This window comes from Chryseobacterium sp. ERMR1:04 (genome assembly GCF_001297705.1).
Lineage (GTDB): Bacteria > Bacteroidota > Bacteroidia > Flavobacteriales > Weeksellaceae > Chryseobacterium.
Window position 1 is genome coordinate 47,821 of record NZ_LIRF01000009.1, and the last position, 17,989, is coordinate 65,809.

Genomic DNA, 17,989 nt, shown 5'->3' on the forward strand with positions numbered 1-17,989 from the left:
AATTTGCTGTAGACAAAACATCAGATATGGATATTATAAAAATAAGTACAGATTGGGCACGGGCAGAAATTTTCTCGGCAAAAATAGTATGGATATTCAGTTTCATAACCATCCTGAGTGCTATTGGGTTTTACTTTTTAGGAAAAACAACGATGGCAAAAGCCTTTGTTATTCCTTTAGCGATTACAGGTTTTCTGCTTACAACAATAGGAATAGGTCTGTATACTGCCAACAAACCAAGGGTCATCCAATTTGAAAAAGAATATCAAACCGACAGCTCAGCTTTTATACAAAAGGAAATTGAACGAACTTCTAAGTCTAACAGTGATTTCGCACTTGTTTTTAAAGTACTTCCCATCCTTGTTATGATTGGAGCTGCCCTAATTTTAGTAAGCAAATCTCCTAACTGGCAAGCGTCCGGTATTACCCTTGCTTTATTGGCTTCATTCCTTATGGCGGTAGATTCTAATACTGCAGCGAGAAATGAAACGTATCGTCAACAGCTTTTAACCCATCAATCATCATGAAAGAGATTACGCCACCCATCGAAAATTCATTCGTTTATTCCTGTAGTTCAGAAGAAAAATGGGGCTATGATCAATTTGTTCCGGATCATATTTTAGCCTTCCAAGTCTCAGGAGAAACCCATGTTTTTAATCAAAAAGGAACATTTGTATTGAAGAAAAACAGAATGCTGTTGGCTCATCGAAATCAATTTGCCAAAAGTCTGAAACTCCCTGCTGATGATAAAGAATACAAGGCCGTTTCTGTCATTTTCAAAACTGAAGACTTAAAAAAATATGCTGCATTACATTCCATCAATATTCATAAAAAATATGAAGGAAAGCTAACGGCTGTTATTCAACCCGATGTCTTTCTACAAAGCTATTTTCAATCGCTGATCCCTTATTTGGAAAACCCTGAAAAAAGTACCAATAATATGTCTTTTGCCAAGGTCTCAGAATGTATAGAACTCCTTTTAAATTATGATTGCGGATTGCGAGATTTCCTATTTGATTTCTCTGAACCTCATAAGATCAATTTAGCAGAATTTATGCAGAAGAACTTTCATTACAATGCACCTATAGAAAATTTCGCAAGATTAACAGGAAGAAGCTTGGCAGCTTTTAAAAGAGATTTTGTTCATATTTTTAATACTTCTCCCGCCAAATGGCTGAAAAACAAAAGACTTGAGGAAGCCCATGAATTAATTCATAAAAAGAATAAAAAATCGGCAGATATCTATCTGGATCTTGGCTTTGAAAACTTATCCCATTTTTATACCGCATTTAAACAAAAATACGGAGTCACTCCTACAGAAAGTTTAACCTTACAAAAATAAAATACAATGACTACAGAACAGAAAATTCAGGAAATTGAAGATCAGGCTGCTATTAGAAAATTAGTAGATAGCTATGCTTATTGTGCAGATACACGAAACGCCCAAGGGCAGATGTCTCTCTTTACCGAAGATACTCGTTTTGAAGTGTATTATGATCCAAAATCAGATACACCGTCCCAGGTTATTACCAACAGAGAAGATTTGTTTCCTGTATTCGATAATCTAAATACTTATGATAGCACAATGCATTTTAACGGACAAAACACCGTAACGATTGCCAACGATCATGCTACAGGAATTACGTATTGTATGGCACATCATCTTACGAAAGAAGAAGGTGGTCAAAAGTTCATGGTTGCTGCCATTAGATATGATGACCAATTTGTAAAACAAGATGGAAAATGGCTTTTCGCTGAAAGAAAACTGTTCGTCGACTGGATAGAAAACCGATAATTTTTCACCCTTATCATCTAAGCCATTCTGTTCCCAAAGACAGAATGGTTTTTCTTTTTACAGCAATTGATTATGAGCTTTTCAAAAACCTTTCTTTGAGCTTTTCAGCAATTAAAATAAGAGGAGACTTGCCCAACTTTGTTGTAGTAAAAAATTAAGTATACAATGAAAAAAATTGAAACAATTTATGTAAACGGAGCATTCATTATTCCCAACGGAACAGAAACTTTAGATCTTTTAAGTCCGGTTAATAATGAGAAAATAGCAACGGTAACTTTAGCCAATGAAATAGATACTCAACATGCCATTGCTGCTGCCCAAGAAGCGTTCAAAACATTCTCTTCCACTACAAAAGAAGAGCGCATCACTTATCTTGAAAAAATACGGGCTGCGGTGATCAGAAGACAACAAGACCTCATCGATGTTATGGTTGAAGAATATGGAGGTACGTACCAATTTTGTTCGATGGTAGTTCAGTTTGCGATTAATGATTTCACGGCAATGATTGAAGTGCTAAAAGATTTTCATTTTGAAAAAGTCACAGGAAATACCAACGTATTTCTTACTCCTGTTGGCGTGGCAGGAATCATCATCCCATGGAATATGAGCAACGGCTTTATCTGTACGAAATTATCAACAGTAATTGCCGCAGGTTGTACCGCAGTAGTAAAGCCCAGCGAACTGAGCGCTCAGCAGACCCAAATCATCGCCGAATGTTTTCACGAAGCAGGTTTACCAAAAGGAGTTGTAAATTTTGTTAACGGTTTGGGAGATGTTGTAGGTGCAGAAATCACTCGTAACACTGGAATTAATAAGATATCATTCACCGGATCTACCGCGGTTGGAAAAATCATAACCAAAGGCGCCGTAGATAGTATGAAGCGTATCACTCTTGAATTGGGTGGAAAATCTCCTAATATTATTCTGGATGACGCAGATCTTGAAAAAACAATTCCTGCTGCGATCACTGCTGCATTTCTAAACAGTGGGCAAGCTTGTGCCGCAGGTACGCGCCTTCTTGTTCCACAATCAAAACTGGAAGAAGTGAATACATTGGTAAAATCTTTTGTGGAAACGATAAAAGTCGGACTTCCTTCAGATCCAGATACAATGGTGGGTCCCATGGTGAGCCAGAAACAGTTTGAACGTGTTCAGGAATATATTAAAATCGGAGAGGAAGAAGGAGCTGAACTGCTTACAGGAGGAATTGGCCAACCCAAAGGACTCGAAGCCGGAAACTTTGTAAAAGCTACGGTCTTCACGAATGTAAAGAACTCCATGCGTATTGCACAGGAAGAAATCTTCGGACCTGTTTTATCCATTATTCCTTATACCGATGATAACGATGCGATAAGTATTGCTAATGATACACCCTATGGTTTGGCGGCCTATATTTTCTCATCAGACAGAAAAAGAGCGTTAGCCGTTGCCTCAAAAATAGATGCTGGCAGAATTAGCATCAACGGACTTTCCCATGATTCAAAAGCACCCTTTGGAGGATTTAAACAATCAGGTATCGGGAGAGAATATGGTATTTTCGGGCTTGAAGCCTATTTGGAGCCTAAAGCAATATTGGAATAAGGATAAGTATCAATAGATTATCTTACCGTGATAAATTGCTTTTATTTTAACCGCAAAAGATTAACACTTGAGTTATTTAAGTTAACTAAGGAGTGCAAACAAGAAAACATAAGTTTTTAAAAATGTCTCAAATGTTAATCACTTAACAATAGCTTTTGTGGTTAAGATTTCAATTGTTTATACTATTATACAAAAGAGACTGATTTTTCACAATCAGTCTCTTATTTTTTAGGTAGAATATATAAAAGCTTTATTAAAACTCAAACTCACCGATCAATATCCCATCTCGATCTCCTGTATCAGATTCATTTTTATTTTGAAAAACCACAATTTTTCTTTCCTGTTTTCCTGAGGCATAATTGATAAAAATTTCAGCCATAATTGCTGTTGGGCCGGCAATACTTACTTGATTTTCATTGAAAAAATTAGTTTCAATTTTATATTTTCCTTTGATCGCTTTTTTCAATAAAAACTGCTCAGGACCAAAACCTCCCGTAAAATCATCACTTAGTCTTCCGCCAATTCCCGTTGATTTATGAGAATACATACAACGCTCGCTGTTGGGATCTGTTACCCAAAGATCAATATCTGTATTGTCTTTGTTCCAGTTGATTACCACTCGGATATTCACAGGCAGATTTGCAATGATCTTAGGATTGATATTTTTAAGATCTAATTCACTTCTGTGATTGCTGATCAATTCATTGATCTCCATAATAATGGTTTCTTCAATTCCATTATCACGATTGGCCATTTCACGGGTGTAAGATTGGTTTAAAATTTTATATAAATTATCTAAAGCTCCCTGATAGTCTTTATTATCTTCTAAAGCCAGCGCATAATCTCTGTAACTTTGAGGATCGAAAGGTCGCCAATCCAATACTTTTTTACTGATCCAAAGTTCTTTATCGTATACCTCAGCCTGTTTTAATTTATAGGCTAATAATTTATAAAGTTCTTCATTTTCGATATCAAGATCAGCAATAGAACTCAATACTCTTAAACCTGTTTTTTTATCATCAATTTTGAAAAACAACTGAGCCACATCAAAATAATATTGCGGCGTTTCGGCATACTCTTTTCTGTGACTAAGATACAATTGATAGATTTCTTCTGATTTTTTAGATGACTCAAAAAACTTCATGTATTCTGCATCAGATTTCACATCTACTGTTGTGATTTTTCCTTTCTGGATAATATTTTCAGTCATCTTCTTATCCATAGCATAATCCCCTTTTGCATAGATTTCTACTCCTGCTACTCGCCCCTCAAGAGACTGCACAACATCAGCTTGTCTTGCTGGGGTTGCTACCGGAGATGAAACAACAACACTTGATGCACTAGCAATTGATTTATTTTCAGCTCGTGCTGAATATCCTCTCACTACAACCTCTTCAATCTGTGCATTACTTTCTCTTCTCATATCCTCTCTAGGAGAATACTGAGGATAGTTCGGTTGAGGATATTTTTTCTGCTTTTGTTTAAAATCTGTTTTCCACCATTTTTTTAAATTCTCGGTCATTGTTTCAGCTTTTGCCATGAGATCATTAACACGAACATCTTTTTGAGCCTGATTATTTTTTACAATCTGATTATATTCTTCACGCAGTTCAGAGGGCGGACTAATTTCATATCGCACATAATCCTGAACATTTTCCAACACCATTAAGCTCATATTATTGCTCACCAACCCAAATTGTCTGCTTATATTTTTGATCTCCTCTTTATTCTCTTTCTCAAAAATTTCCAGCTCATTCAGTTTTTTCTGAGCCCAAAATTGAGAGATTTCCCAATCTTTTACAGATTGTTTATTTACATCCAAAGAAACCGTTTTAGTTTCTGTCACTTCATTTCCATACCCAAATAAAACCTTTACGGTTGCTTGATTTCCTTTTAGAATACCTGTTAACACAAAATCCTGAGAAATGGTTTGTGACAGCGAAGGATAAACTTCTGTCAGTGAAAAATTGTTTTCAATTCCTATAAATCTTAAAGACTGATACAACAGTTTACGGACTTCTTTTTTAGGATCATTTTCACTGATGTTTAAAAACTCACCTCCTGTTTTATTACTGATAAATTTTAATTGATTAAAATTCGCATTATTAGATGACGAAATAGTGTAAACCGGTTTATTAATAGTCATTTTCAGATCTCCAAAAGAAGACAGTCCATCTGTGAAAAATAAAACTTCCTCTTCTTTTACTGATTTTAATTGTCCGAAATCGGTACCGCCATCATACGTAACCTGAGATAAATAAGATTTTAATTCATTCCAGTTTCCATTATTTATTGTAAAACTTTTACCTTCATCAAACGTATTATTAAGGAAATAAATTTTTACCGAAAGGCTTTTATTCACTTTAAAATATTCTTCCAGTAAAGTCCATTCTTTCGTATGATCTCTTTTTAATCCGCTTAACGAATTATCCCAAACAATCGCTAATTTATTAGGTAATTTCTTAGCTTTTTCTTTTGGATCAATTCCTAAATTAGCAAAAAAGTAAGAAGAATGATCTGATGCTTTCTGTATCAATACATTTTGACCTCCTTCAGTTTGTGGGAAATTGATCTTCAGATTTTGAGTTGGCTTATAATTTAATTTATGCGTTTCTGCAACCCAAACATTTCCATTTTTTACAAAATTAAAACTTCCATCAGGCTTTTCTTCCAATTCCGGGGAAACCGCATTCTGGAAAACACTTGTTTTTATATTGAACTCAGGAATTTGAGTGGAATAATTAAGCGGTAGAAAATATTGGTAATGATTCCCTTGCTTTTTCAGTTCATAATTGTAAGAAATCTGAACTGTTCTTTCCCCTCCATTTGCATTGATGGGATAAATTCTTGTACGGAAATTATTTCCTTCCACTTTTTCTAAAATTCCGGGATCTATATTTCTTTTTTGAATAGTTTCAAAAACTTCCTTAGCTTTTTCTTTTTCTACAGGAACGGCATTTCTTAGTTTTCCATTAATATCCAACGCATAGCCACTTACATTTACTCCTTCAGGAAGCGGAAAAGTTAATCGGCCTTCCATTAATCGGTTAGAATTATTTTTAAAAACCATGGTGATAACGTTCGTGGAAATTCCACCCGTAATTTTGGTTTCGATATTCAATTTCTGAAGAATAACCTTATTATTATTCTCAAATCCTCCTTTTGTATCTGGAGTCTCAATAATCGGTATTTGCGCCCAATATAACATCGGGAAAAACAGCAAAAGTTTCAGGCATATGTTCTTCATCTTATAATATGTTTGAGGTTAATAAATGGCTCTATCTATAAAGATGCTGGTTACCCACAAAAGGTTGGAAAGGATTTTATTTAAATTTAAAAATCATTAAAAATCAACACTATAAAAACAAAAAAACACTTACATTTCTGCAAGTGTCTATCTTTTTATTGAAGGTTATTTATAAAAAACTGATTTGAGTTTCTTAGTTCAATATCTCATTCATATGTGTTAAAATAATTGGTTTTCCATCGGTCACCACAATCGTATGTTCGTGTTGTGCCATATATCCTCCTTTATTCCCAACCATTGTCCAGCCATCATTCTGTTCTACTGCTAAATTTGAAGAGGTTGAAATAAATGTTTCAATGGCCACCACAGAATTTTTCTTGAAACGTCTGTTGTCAAAACGGTTTCTGTAATTTAATAATTCATCCGGCTCTTCGTGTAGGCTTCTTCCAATACCGTGACCACCCAGATTTTTAATAACTTTAAAACCTCTTTTCTTAGCTTCCGTTTCCATTAAAAATCCGATATCCGCTATTTTTACACCTCCTTTTATGTTATTGATCGCTTTCTCTAAAATATCTTTAGAAGCATCGACCAATTTTTGATGTTGGTTAATATCTTTTCCGATGATAAAAGAACCTCCGTTATCTGCCCAAAATCCGTTCAACTCTGCAGAAACATCGATATTAATTAAATCACCTTCTTTTAAAATTCGTTGATCTGTAGGAATACCGTGGCAAAATTCATTATCCACACTAATGCATGTCCAACCCGGAAACCCATAGGTTAAATAAGGAGCAGATTTTGCACCGAAGTCGGAAAGTATCTTTGCACCGTATTCATCAAGATCCTTTGTTGTCATGCCTGGCTGAGCATAATGAATCATTTCTTTTAAGGTATATGCAACCGCTTCACTCGCCTTCTGCATTCCTATTAATTCATGTTCATTTGTTATTGACATTGTTATATATTTTTTTTTACGTTTTCTTATTGCCAAATAAGTCTTGGAAATTACAAAGTTAAATATTTTAAATATTTTTAATTTAAAAACCTAACAAATAATGAATTCTAATTTTTAAGCCTTTCAATAGAAATGGTATCACAGCCCTCCCGAAGTAAAATGTTTTTTCAGTTTTTAGAAGAATGCTTTATGAATATTCCAATAATAATTCTTTTACTATTATAGAATGTGAAATTTGATTAAGTTGATTGCTTTTGTCATTCTCTTTACAAGAAGACACCAACAAAAGCACAATTGAAATATAAAATAGAGATTTTGTTTTTATTTTTAAAACAAAATTGCAACATCAACAGGGAAACTTCCATTGATTTTTGGAAGAAAAAAGTGTTGCTAAATGTCAATGGTATTATGTATTATTTGGTATAAAAGGAACCAGGAAAGGCGAAATCTGGAATAATATTTTTTATTTGAATTCTCTTTGTAAATACTTTATAAAATAATCCGTCCCAAAAATGAGACGGATTTGTTTTTATTCTGGTCAAAGAGCAAAACTCTTATCAACTAAAGGTATTTTCAATTTGGAAATAAATTTCTTAATAGAAGATTAACAATCTTTCTAGTTAAAAATGATTAACAAATATGAATTTTAAAGACACTCAAAATATCAGTCAAAACTCCACGCTTAATAAAAAAATAGACTATTGTAAATATCAAGGCAGAGATTGCAGCCTGCCAACCATTTACATCCATAAACCATGATAATATGGATTGTTTTTTCCTTTTTTTGGCATATCTTTTAAAATCAAAATCTTCCTTCCTAAATCTAAAATCTAACATCACATACATATAAAGGAAAATGATGATTAAGAAGATACTATTCTGAATTATATAATTACACATACAATATAATTTAGTCTAACCATTTTATAAATTTTCTATAAGCTTTTGTTTGTCGTACAGCAGGCAATTTCATTCCTCCTTTCATTATTATTCCTTGCCATATTTTATCATAATTACCTAGCTGGTAATTCCCATATGATTCTATTCCAAATCCACTCCACCAAAGACCTTCACCTCACTTTTGACAAGAAAATTAACAGGGATAAAAAAGGTACCCTTTTTTTGGGAAACTATGGGGAAACATGACGAATTAAAATATGTGTATTAAAACAAAAAAGCCCCTAAAATAGGGGCTTTAATAAATTTAGAAGAAATCTTATTCTTCATCGCTGTGGTCCCACCTGGGCTCGAACCAGGGACCACCTGATTATGAGTCAGGTGCTCTAACCAACTGAGCTATAGGACCTCAAAATTTGGTTAAATTTTGTGATTGCAAAAATAGTAAAATTTCCGTTACTACAAAACTTTTTAATGCTTTTCTTGACAAAGTTCTACCAACACGCCATTGGTGGATTTAGGGTGTAGGAACACAACCAATTTATTATCAGCACCTTCTTTAGGTTCTTCCGATATAAATTGAAACCCTTCTTTTTTTAATCTTTTTATCTCTTCAATGATATTTTCAACGCCAAAAGCCAAATGATGGATACCTTCCCCCTTCTTATCAATAAATTTTGAGATTGGACTTTCAGGATTACTGGCTTCCAAAAGCTCAATTTTACTTTCTCCGGTTTCATAAAAAGAAGTCACTACACCTTCCCTTTCTACAGATTCTTTTTTGTAAGATTCCTTACCTAATAGTTTCGTAAACAGTTCATCAGAAACGCCCAAAGATTTCACGGCAATACCAATATGTTCTAGCTTCATAAATAAAAATAAATATAATTAAGTGGTAAATTTGATAATGGTATCAAATTTCAAATAGCAATTCAAACAAAAGTACTAAATTTGCACAACTTATGGAAAGTAACAGACAAAGAAAAGTAGCACAGATTATACAGGAAGATTTCGCAGAACTTTTCCGAAAACAAGCTGCAGAAAGCAAGCAAAGTTTTTTAGTATCCGTTTCGGATGTTAAAATAACTCCGGATTTGAGTATTGCCAAAATTTATTTAAGCATATTCCCTCAGGAATTCAGAACTTCTATCATGAAGGAAATTGAGGAAAACAAAACTCAGTACAGAAATTTTATTGGTCAGAAAATGGGTAAGCAGGTGCGAATTATTCCGCAGCTTAGTTTCTATTTAGACACAGCCCTTGATGATGTTGAGAAACTTGAAAAAGAATTAAGAGGCGAAGGAGACAATCCCGTTTTATAAATTTTGAAAAACATTGCATTTTACATAGCTTCACGCTACCTTTTATCAAAAAAAGGGAGTACTGCCGTTACGTTTATTACGTGGCTGGCAGTAGGAGCAATGACAGTTGCTGTAACTGCAATGTTTGTAATTATTTCTGTTTTCTCAGGACTTGAAGATCTTAATAAAGATCTTATTTCCAACCTTCATGCAGATTTAACGATCAAAAGCAGTAGCGGCAAAACGATTAAGAACCTTAATAACATTGACGAAATTTTAAAGAAAGACAAAGAGATTAGTAGTTTTTCAAAAGTTATTGAGGAAAAAATTTACATCAGCTATAACGGAAAAGGAGATATTGCCTATTTAAGAGGTGTTGACTCTGCCTATACCAAGGTAAACCCTATTGATAAAGACGTTTTTTACGGATCTTATCCAAGTTTCGATTATTCGAATGAAGTATTAATGGAAAACTCTTTAGACAACAGATTATCTATTCCTGTAGCTTCTTCAAGTAATTATGCAACCTTGTTCATGCCTAAGCCGGGAACCGGTATCATTAACAAAGAAGAAGATATTTACAATAAAAAAGACATCCTGGTAACCGGAGTATTTCCGGGAAAAGATCAATTAGACAATTACATCATTTCTCCCATAGAACTCACGGAGGAATTACTTAGTTTGCCTAAAAACTCTGCGTATCAGATCGTCATTAAATTAAAAAATCCTGATAATACAGATGCCGTAAAACAAAAGCTCCTTTCTTCTCTTGGGAAAAATATTGAAATTAAGACCAAAGAAGAAGAAAATGCAGCCTTCTGGAAGATGATCAATACTGAAAAGTTATTTATCTATCTGATTTTTGCATTAGTAATTTTCATCACAACCTTCAATTTGGCAGGAGCCATCATTATTTTACAACTTGACAAAAAGGAACAAGCTAAATCTTTAATTTCATTAGGATTCCCTTTAAGTCACTTAAGAAGAATTTATTTCTATACAGGAGGTCTTATTGTTATTTTAGGTATTATCTCCGGATTAATTCTGGGCACAGCACTTTGCTATTTCCAGCTTTATACAGAATTTTTCAAAGCCAATGAAACGCTTCCTTTCCCCGTAAGAATAGTTGGGAAAAATTATTTTACAGTAGCCATTACTGCTTCCCTATTCGGTTTCATTATTTCTTGGGTATTCTCAAAAATCAGTAAAGAGTATATTACTAAAAATTAATAATCACTATTTTTAATTTTTAGGTACCTTTACGTCCCAATTTTTTATAAATGAAACGTACTTTATTCTCTTTTTTATTGAGTTTTGCATTTATGAGTGCATTTGCTCAAATCCCTGCGGGATATTACAATGCAGCTGCCGGACTTAGCGGACCAGCACTGAAAACGAAACTAAAAGAAATCATCACAAATGGTCATCAAGATCACGGCTATAATGGTTTATGGACTGGCTATCAAACAACCGACATTGATAGAACTTACGAAAATGATGGAACAATCCTAGACATTTACTCTGAAAACCCTACAGGTCCTGATCCATATAATTTTAATTATGGAACAAACCAATGCGGGAGTTACAGCAGTGAAGGAAATTGCTACAACAGAGAGCACGTTGTCCCTCAGAGCTTATTCAATGAAGCATTACCTATGAAATCTGATATCAACTTTATTCGTGCAACTGACGGTAAAGTGAATGGGATGAGATCTAACTACCCTTATGGTAAAGTAGGATCTGCCTCTTTTACCTCATTAAATGGATCTAAATTAGGAGGTTCCGTATCACCTGGATATTCAGGGATTGTATTTGAACCTATTGATGCATTCAAAGGAGATATCGCAAGGATGATCCTTTATTTTGTAACAAGATACGAATCTCAACTTGCAGGCTTTAGTTCTGGAAACATGCTTGGAGGATCTACTTTTCCCGGACTTCAGTCATGGGAACTTAATCAGTTGTTAGCTTGGAATGCCGCAGATCCGGTATCTCAGGCAGAAGTAATAAGAAATAATGCTTCTTATGTATACCAAGGAAACAGAAATCCATACATTGATCATCCGGAATATGTTGATCAGATCTGGGGAACTGTTGTTGTAGATACTCAGGCTCCAACTGCTGCAACAAACTTAGCAGCAAACAATCCGACTTCAAATTCAATTGCTCTAAGCTGGACAGCTGCTACAGATAATATTGGAGTAACATCTTATGATATTTATGCAAATGGAGCGTTAAAAGCAACTGTATCTGGTACCCTAACTTCAACCACTGTTGCTAATTTAGCATCGTCTACAGCTTATAGTTTTTATATTATCGCTAAAGATGCAGCAGGAAATCCTTCTCCTCAAAGTAATATCGCAACTGAAACTACTCTTCCAGGGCAATCTGGAGGGAATACAGCCTGTGGAACTGAAGATTTTGAAACAATTCCTTCTACAGGTTCAGGATATGAAACACAAATATGGACAAATAATAATATTACTTGGACTGCGACAGATGCAAGAACTGATCAAACAATTTCAGGAAAAGCAATTACAATCAGAAATGGTAATCTTACAAGTTCTACCATTTCAGGAGGTATTCAAAATTTAACTTTAACAACTCAATTAAAATTTGGAGGAAGCAGTGGTAGTTTTAATGTTCTTATCAACGATGTTAATGTAGGAACAATTCCTTATAGTTCAACAGTAACGACAACAACTATCAGCAACATTAATGTAAGTGGAAATATTGTGATTAAACTTACCAATTCTTCTACTTCAAATAGAGTAGCTTTAGATGACCTTTCTTGGACTTGCAGCAGTACATTAGGAACAGTTGAAACTACAAAACAGAAAGCATTCAGTATCTACCCTAACCCGGTTAAGAATAACGAACTTTTTGTAAAAGGTGAAAACTTAAGTAAAATTTCTAAGGCTGAGATTTATGATCTTTCAGGAAAATTAATTCAAGTGATTGCTAATCCTTTTAAAAATTCAAATAAAATTAACCTTCAAGGATTTATAAAAGGAAATTACATTCTTAAAACGGATGTTGCTACAACAAAATTCATTGTAGAGTAACACAAAAAAATATTTTTAAACTAAGACCGATTTATTCGGTCTTTTTTTTATTTTTGATAGATGGATTTCAATAAAAAATTAGGCTTAATAGGAAGAAATATTTCTTATTCTTTTTCCAAAAAATTTTTCGAAGATAAATTTCAAAAGCTCATGCTTAAAGGCTATTCGTATAGCATTTTCGATTTAAAAGAAATTGATGAAGTTGAAGGCTTGTTTTCCACCCCTGATCTTTTAGGTTTCAACGTAACGATCCCTTACAAAGAAAAAATCATTGATTATTTGGATGAGTTAAGTGATGAAGCAGAAAAAATTGGCGCTGTAAACTGTGTCTTAGTTCAAGATGGAAAAAAAATAGGATACAATACCGACGCTGTTGGCTTTGAAAAAACCTTACTGCTTCATAAAAAAGCACATCAGGACTCTGCTTTAATTTTAGGAAATGGCGGTGCTGCAAAAGCAGTAAAATATGCCCTCGATAAGCACGGGATTTCCTCAAAAATCATTTCAAGAAATTCTGAAATAAATTTCGAAAACTTAGATAAGGAGACTGTTCAAAATCATAAAATCATTGTACAGTGCACTCCCGTAGGCACTTTCCCTAATGTGGAAGACTGCTTAGATTTCCCTTTTGAAGGGCTGTCAAAAGATCATTTAATTATAGATTTAATTTACAATCCAAACTACACTCAATTCATTATTAAGGCTTCAGAAAAAGGGGCTAAAACCGTGAACGGATATTACATGCTTGAACAGCAAGCAGAAAAAGCTTGGGAAATTTGGAATTTTCAAAAAAAATAACATAAATTAGTACTCTAATTGGCTTTTAGCCTATTTTTAGAGGATATTAACTCCATTCACATAATAAGATTTGCTATGACAACAGAAAATAATCTTTCTGAAAACGAAGAAAATACAATTTCTAACGAAGTATCTCAAGAAGAAACATCAGAAAACACTGTACCTGCGGAAGAAAACACACATGAAGATGAAGCAGAACATCACGAAGAGCATGCAGATACTGACATTACCCTAAGTGATGCTTTGAAAGAAATGGAAAAAATCATCAACACGCCTAATGCGGGTGAAGATTTTAGAAAATTCAATCTATTAAAAGAAAAAGCAAGTCATTTTATCCACGACGAAGTGGAAGACAAAAAGCACGAATATGCTGATGGAGGAAATGCTCCGGAAAACTTTAGTTACGAGCACCCTTTACAGGCTAAATTTTCTGCGTTAGTTAATATCTTCAGAGAAAAGCACGATGACTTCCAAAAAGGACAAGAGGAAGAACAGAAAAAAAATCTGGATCACCGTCAAAGTATTATTGAAAGACTTAAAAATCTATATACCAATTCTGAACCGGGAACTAATCTTTTCAAGTCTATTCGTGATATAAAAGAAGAATGGTCTCATGCAGGACAGGTTGCTAAGTCTGAATTCAAAATTCTTAATAATAATTACTTTCATCATTTGAATCAGTTTTATCAAATGTTGGATTTGAATAAAGAATTTTTGGAGCAGGAATACAGCCACAACCTTGAAAAAAGACAACACATCATTGCTCGTGCAAAAGAATTACAGAACGAACCTGTAATTCAGAAAGCATTAAATGAATTACAATATCTGCATAAACTTTGGAAAGAAGAAGCTGAGCCTGTAGCAGAAGAATTCCGTGAAAAAACTTGGGAAGAGTTCAAAGAAATTTCCAATAAAATTCATGAAAGAAAATCTGAACTTTCTGCAGCCATAGAATCTGAGCAAAATGCAAATTTGGAAAAGAAAAATCAGATCATTACAGAAATTAAAAAACTTTCTGAGCCTTCTGACACTCCAAATCACAGCTATTGGCAAAATTCAATTAAAAGAGTTGAAGATCTACGCTCAGAGTTTTTAAAAACAGGAAGTGTTCCAAGAAAATTATCCAATCAAAATTGGAATGATTTCAAGACAACATTGAGAGCTTTTAATACAACTAAAAACAATTACTATAAGTCTTTAAAAGGATCTCAGCAGACTAATTTGGATGAAAAATTACAATTGATCCAAACTGCGAAAGACAATATGAACAATGAAGAGTGGGATATCACTGTTCCATTGTTCAAAAAACTACAGGAAGACTGGAAAAAAATTGGCCACGTTCCAAAAAGCATGACCAATAAAATTTGGGACGAATTCCGTGATGCATGTAATACTTTCTTCAATAATTACAGAGAAAAAAGCAATGCTTCTACCGATAACTGGAAAGAAAATTACAAACAGAAAAAAGAAATTCTTGAAGATCTAAAAACAGTTTCAGACGAAGAAGGAAGTGTTGAAAGAATTGAAGCTATAAAATCTGCATGGAACAATATTGGAAAAGTTCCTAGAGATAAAATTGCTATTAATTCTGAGTTCAACAAAACGTTGAGAGAGAAATTGAAACTGAATAAGATCAATGAGCTTGAACTTAAAGAAGAAGGTTTATCAGAAATTCAATTAACAGACAAAGCAAGAAAAATAAAGAGCCAAATATCTGATCTTGAAGCTGAAATCGTAAAATTAGAAAATAATTTAGCGTTCTTCAACAAGCCTTCAAGAGAAAACCCAATGTTGAAAGACACTTTCATTATGATTGATGAAAAGAAAGCTCATTTGGAATCTTTAAAACAAAATCTCCACAAAATTATCGCTGGAGAATAAATAATTTAAAAATCTAAAAAAAGGCGGAGCAAAGAAATTTGTCTTCGCCTTTTTCATTACTATGCAGGACGAATTATATATAAAAAGATGTATCGAATTAGCTCAAAAAGCATTGGGCAAAACCTACCCAAATCCTTTGGTAGGAAGCGTAATCGTTCATAATGGAGAAATTATTGGTGAAGGCTATCATCATAAGGCCGGAGAAAACCATGCAGAAATCAACGCTATACATTCAGTGAAAAATAAAGATCTTATTCCTGAATCTACTATCTATGTTTCCCTTGAACCTTGTGCTCATTATGGGAAAACTCCGCCTTGCTCTTTAAAAATTAAAGAGCTTGGTTTTAAAAAAGTAGTGATTGGAGCAATGGACTCGCATGATAAAGTGAATGGAAAAGGCAAAAAGATTATTCAGGATGCCGGAATAGAAGTGATTTCAGGAGTATTAGAAAACGAATGCATTGAGCTTAACAAAAGATTTTTCACTTATCACGAAAAGCAAAGACCTTATATTATTTTAAAATGGGCAGAATCTGGAGACGGATTTATGGATAAAGACTTCAAGCCCTACTCTATTTCAAATTCATTGGTCAATCAATTCGTTCATCAATTAAGAGCCGACGAGCATGCTATCTTAGTTGGAACGCAAACTGCTTTGAATGATAATCCAAGCTTGACCGTGAGAAATGTTGAAGGGGTAAATCTTGTACGAATTTTAATTGATTTCGATTTAAAGGTTCCGAAAGATTTCAAAATATATAATGAGGAAGCAAAAACATTAGTTTTCAATTCAATAAAAGAAGGAACAGAAAATAATATTCATTTTATTAAAATTAAAAAAGAGAATTTCTTGTCAGATTTAATGAAAGCTTTGTACAAAGAACACATTCAATCTGTTATTATCGAAGGTGGAAGTTTTACTTTACAGCAGTTCATTGATGCCAATCTTTGGGATGAAGCTATTGTTATTAAAAATGAAAATTTGAAACTGGAGAATGGAACAAAAGCTCCTGAATTTGATTTAAAGTCTAACAAAATAGAAGAATTTAGAGATAATTCAATACAATTTTATAAGAAATAAGGGGAATGACGTTCGAATACAAAACCATAGAAAAACCCATAGAAAATACTTTATTAAAAGAAAAAGGAAGCAAGTTCATAGGGTTTGCCTTTCCTGTAAATAATGAAGTTGAACTGAAAGCTGCTTTAGAAAAAATAAGATCTGAACATCCAAAAGCAACGCATCATTGTTATGCCTTCAGAATGGGTATAAATGGAGAAAATTACAGAGCAAATGATGACGGTGAACCATCAGGAAGTGCAGGATTACCTATTTACAATCAGTTATTAGCTCATGAAATCACAAATGTTCTAGTGATATCAGTTCGTTATTATGGTGGAACCAAATTAGGGGTTTCAGGTTTAGTAAAAGCCTATAAAGAATGTGCAAAAATAACCTTGGAAGAAGCTCATATTATCACCAAAGAATTAGAAACTCAAATAGAAATTGAGTTCAATTTTAATCAACAAAATATAATCTTCACTTTGTTATCTAAATTTGATGCTAAGGTTTTAAATTTTGACGCCAATGAAAACTGTATTCTCACCGCATCATTAAAAATAGCACAAAAAGAAAACATTTCTGACAAATTGTCAGAAATGCAGAATATTTCTTTTGAATTTATAGATTAATTTCTTCTTCCTCCAAGCAATAAAGATCCCCAGTAAAGAAGTTGTACAAATGAACCGATAGCAGCGACAACATATGTTCTTGCAGCCCATTTTAAGCTATCCTGAACACCAACATATTCATCAGAAGTCACAGTTCCAGTATCTTTAAGCCATTTCATAGCTCTGTTGCTCGCATCATATTCCACAGGAAGTGTTACAAAAGCAAAAAGAGTCGTAAAGGCAAACATTAAAACACCAATCGCTAAAACAGCCGTATTTCCGTTAGGATTGTCTATAGATCTCGTTGCAGCCATAATACCAATACCGGCAATAAGAACAAACTGCATTAAATTAGAACTTATATTAACAATCGGAACCAATTTTGAACGCAATTGAAGCATCGAATACCCCACTGCATGTTGCACAGCATGCCCACATTCGTGAGCTGCAACAGCCGCCGCAGCCGCATTTCGTTGCATGTAAACACCTTCCGAAAGATTAACTGTTTTATCTGCAGGATTGTAATGATCTGTCAATTGACCAGGAACAGAAATCACCTGAACATCATTAATTCCATTATCTCTCAACATTTTCTCTGCAACTTCTTTTCCTGAAAGTCCATTTCTAAGATGTACATTCGAATAATAAGCAAACTTGGATTTCAATTTTGATGAAACATACCAGCTTACCAACATTGAAATACCAATAATAATATAATAACCAATCATTTTTATTAGATTTTTATGTGTATTTTTAAGCTTTAAGATGTAAAAACTGTGCCAAAGTATTACATTT

General features: G+C 33.7%; 15 protein-coding genes and 1 tRNA gene. 11 read left to right on the top strand and 5 right to left on the bottom strand.

Features of this window, described 5'->3' with window-relative positions; all coding sequences use genetic code 11:
• The first annotated feature begins 26 nt into the window (after nt 1–26).
• From AMQ68_RS22940 to AMQ68_RS22955, 4 genes are all read left to right on the top strand, one after another.
• The gene (locus AMQ68_RS22940) at nt 27–527 is read left to right on the top strand and encodes a hypothetical protein (RefSeq protein WP_054513038.1); all 501 of its coding nucleotides are present in this window, start codon (nt 27–29) and stop codon (nt 525–527) included.
• Nucleotides 524–1,342 (top strand): AraC family transcriptional regulator, encoded by an 819-nt coding sequence (locus AMQ68_RS22945; RefSeq protein ID WP_054512939.1) that lies wholly within the window; start codon nt 524–526, stop codon nt 1,340–1,342. The genes AMQ68_RS22940 and AMQ68_RS22945 overlap by 4 nt, the downstream gene beginning before the upstream one ends.
• Before the next feature lie 6 nt (nt 1,343–1,348).
• Complete coding sequence (locus AMQ68_RS22950; RefSeq protein ID WP_054512940.1) at nt 1,349–1,795, top strand: nuclear transport factor 2 family protein; 447 nt, start codon at nt 1,349–1,351, stop codon at nt 1,793–1,795.
• Nucleotides 1,796–1,960: 165 nt separating this feature from the next.
• A complete protein-coding gene (locus AMQ68_RS22955; RefSeq protein WP_054512941.1) occupies nt 1,961–3,376 on the top strand; it encodes an aldehyde dehydrogenase family protein in 1,416 nt (471 codons plus the stop codon).
• A 253-nt stretch (nt 3,377–3,629) separates the two neighbouring features.
• On the opposite strand, the gene AMQ68_RS22960 is transcribed toward AMQ68_RS22955, so the two are convergent.
• The 4 genes from AMQ68_RS22960 to mce form a co-directional block, all read right to left on the bottom strand.
• On the bottom strand, nt 3,630–6,623 hold the full coding sequence (locus tag AMQ68_RS22960; protein WP_054512942.1) for a VIT domain-containing protein: 2,994 nt from the start codon (nt 6,621–6,623) through the stop codon (nt 3,630–3,632).
• 193 nt (nt 6,624–6,816) lie between these two features.
• Nucleotides 6,817–7,581, bottom strand: a complete 765-nt coding sequence (gene map / locus AMQ68_RS22965) for a type I methionyl aminopeptidase (RefSeq protein ID WP_054512943.1) — start codon at nt 7,579–7,581, stop codon at nt 6,817–6,819.
• A gap of 1,232 nt (nt 7,582–8,813) precedes the next feature.
• A tRNA-Ile gene (locus tag AMQ68_RS22975) sits at nt 8,814–8,887 on the bottom strand.
• 62 nt (nt 8,888–8,949) lie between these two features.
• Complete coding sequence (mce, locus tag AMQ68_RS22980; RefSeq protein WP_054512945.1) at nt 8,950–9,348, bottom strand: methylmalonyl-CoA epimerase; 399 nt, start codon at nt 9,346–9,348, stop codon at nt 8,950–8,952.
• Between the two features lie 92 nt (nt 9,349–9,440).
• On the opposite strand from mce, the gene rbfA reads away from it, so the two are divergent.
• The 7 genes from rbfA (at nt 9,441) to AMQ68_RS23015 (ending at nt 17,215) form a co-directional block, all read left to right on the top strand.
• A complete protein-coding gene (gene rbfA, locus AMQ68_RS22985) occupies nt 9,441–9,800 on the top strand; it encodes a 30S ribosome-binding factor RbfA (RefSeq protein ID WP_054512946.1) in 360 nt (119 codons plus the stop codon).
• A 3-nt stretch (nt 9,801–9,803) separates the two neighbouring features.
• Nucleotides 9,804–11,009 carry an ABC transporter permease gene (locus tag AMQ68_RS22990; RefSeq protein ID WP_054512947.1) on the top strand — a complete coding sequence of 402 codons (1,206 nt, stop codon included), beginning with the start codon at nt 9,804–9,806 and terminating at the stop codon, nt 11,007–11,009.
• 50 nt (nt 11,010–11,059) lie between these two features.
• Nucleotides 11,060–12,844 carry an endonuclease gene (locus AMQ68_RS22995; protein WP_054512948.1) on the top strand — a complete coding sequence of 595 codons (1,785 nt, stop codon included), beginning with the start codon at nt 11,060–11,062 and terminating at the stop codon, nt 12,842–12,844.
• 60 nt (nt 12,845–12,904) lie between these two features.
• Nucleotides 12,905–13,642: a shikimate dehydrogenase gene (locus AMQ68_RS23000; protein WP_054512949.1), complete on the top strand. Its 738-nt coding sequence runs from the start codon at nt 12,905–12,907 to the stop codon at nt 13,640–13,642.
• Nucleotides 13,643–13,717: 75 nt separating this feature from the next.
• On the top strand, nt 13,718–15,523 hold the full coding sequence (locus tag AMQ68_RS23005) for a DUF349 domain-containing protein (protein ID WP_054512950.1): 1,806 nt from the start codon (nt 13,718–13,720) through the stop codon (nt 15,521–15,523).
• A 61-nt stretch (nt 15,524–15,584) separates the two neighbouring features.
• Nucleotides 15,585–16,604, top strand: a complete 1,020-nt coding sequence (gene ribD, locus AMQ68_RS23010) for a bifunctional diaminohydroxyphosphoribosylaminopyrimidine deaminase/5-amino-6-(5-phosphoribosylamino)uracil reductase RibD (protein ID WP_054512951.1) — start codon at nt 15,585–15,587, stop codon at nt 16,602–16,604.
• 5 nt (nt 16,605–16,609) lie between these two features.
• Complete coding sequence (locus AMQ68_RS23015) at nt 16,610–17,215, top strand: YigZ family protein (protein ID WP_054512952.1); 606 nt, start codon at nt 16,610–16,612, stop codon at nt 17,213–17,215.
• On the opposite strand, the gene AMQ68_RS23020 is transcribed toward AMQ68_RS23015, so the two are convergent.
• A complete protein-coding gene (locus AMQ68_RS23020) occupies nt 17,212–17,922 on the bottom strand; it encodes a zinc metallopeptidase (protein WP_185113414.1) in 711 nt (236 codons plus the stop codon). The genes AMQ68_RS23015 and AMQ68_RS23020 overlap by 4 nt on opposite strands.
• Between the last annotated feature and the right edge of the window lie 67 nt (nt 17,923–17,989).

Excerpts from the sequence above, each read along its gene's own strand:
- AMQ68_RS23000 (WP_054512949.1), top strand. The coding sequence starts at position 12,905 with ATGGATTTCAATAAAAAATTAGGCTTAATAGGAAGAAATATTTCTTAT.
- AMQ68_RS22995 (WP_054512948.1), top strand. The coding sequence starts at position 11,060 with ATGAAACGTACTTTATTCTCTTTTTTATTGAGTTTTGCATTTATGAGT.
- AMQ68_RS23020 (WP_185113414.1), bottom strand. The coding sequence starts at position 17,922 with ATGATTGGTTATTATATTATTATTGGTATTTCAATGTTGGTAAGCTGG.
- AMQ68_RS22955 (WP_054512941.1), top strand. The coding sequence starts at position 1,961 with ATGAAAAAAATTGAAACAATTTATGTAAACGGAGCATTCATTATTCCC.
- map (WP_054512943.1), bottom strand. The coding sequence starts at position 7,581 with ATGTCAATAACAAATGAACATGAATTAATAGGAATGCAGAAGGCGAGT.
- AMQ68_RS22950 (WP_054512940.1), top strand. The coding sequence starts at position 1,349 with ATGACTACAGAACAGAAAATTCAGGAAATTGAAGATCAGGCTGCTATT.
- rbfA (WP_054512946.1), top strand. The coding sequence starts at position 9,441 with ATGGAAAGTAACAGACAAAGAAAAGTAGCACAGATTATACAGGAAGAT.
- AMQ68_RS23005 (WP_054512950.1), top strand. The coding sequence starts at position 13,718 with ATGACAACAGAAAATAATCTTTCTGAAAACGAAGAAAATACAATTTCT.
- AMQ68_RS23015 (WP_054512952.1), top strand. The coding sequence starts at position 16,610 with ATGACGTTCGAATACAAAACCATAGAAAAACCCATAGAAAATACTTTA.
- AMQ68_RS22945 (WP_054512939.1), top strand. The coding sequence starts at position 524 with ATGAAAGAGATTACGCCACCCATCGAAAATTCATTCGTTTATTCCTGT.
- mce (WP_054512945.1), bottom strand. The coding sequence starts at position 9,348 with ATGAAGCTAGAACATATTGGTATTGCCGTGAAATCTTTGGGCGTTTCT.
- AMQ68_RS22940 (WP_054513038.1), top strand. The coding sequence starts at position 27 with ATGGATATTATAAAAATAAGTACAGATTGGGCACGGGCAGAAATTTTC.
- ribD (WP_054512951.1), top strand. The coding sequence starts at position 15,585 with ATGCAGGACGAATTATATATAAAAAGATGTATCGAATTAGCTCAAAAA.
- AMQ68_RS22960 (WP_054512942.1), bottom strand. The coding sequence starts at position 6,623 with ATGAAGAACATATGCCTGAAACTTTTGCTGTTTTTCCCGATGTTATAT.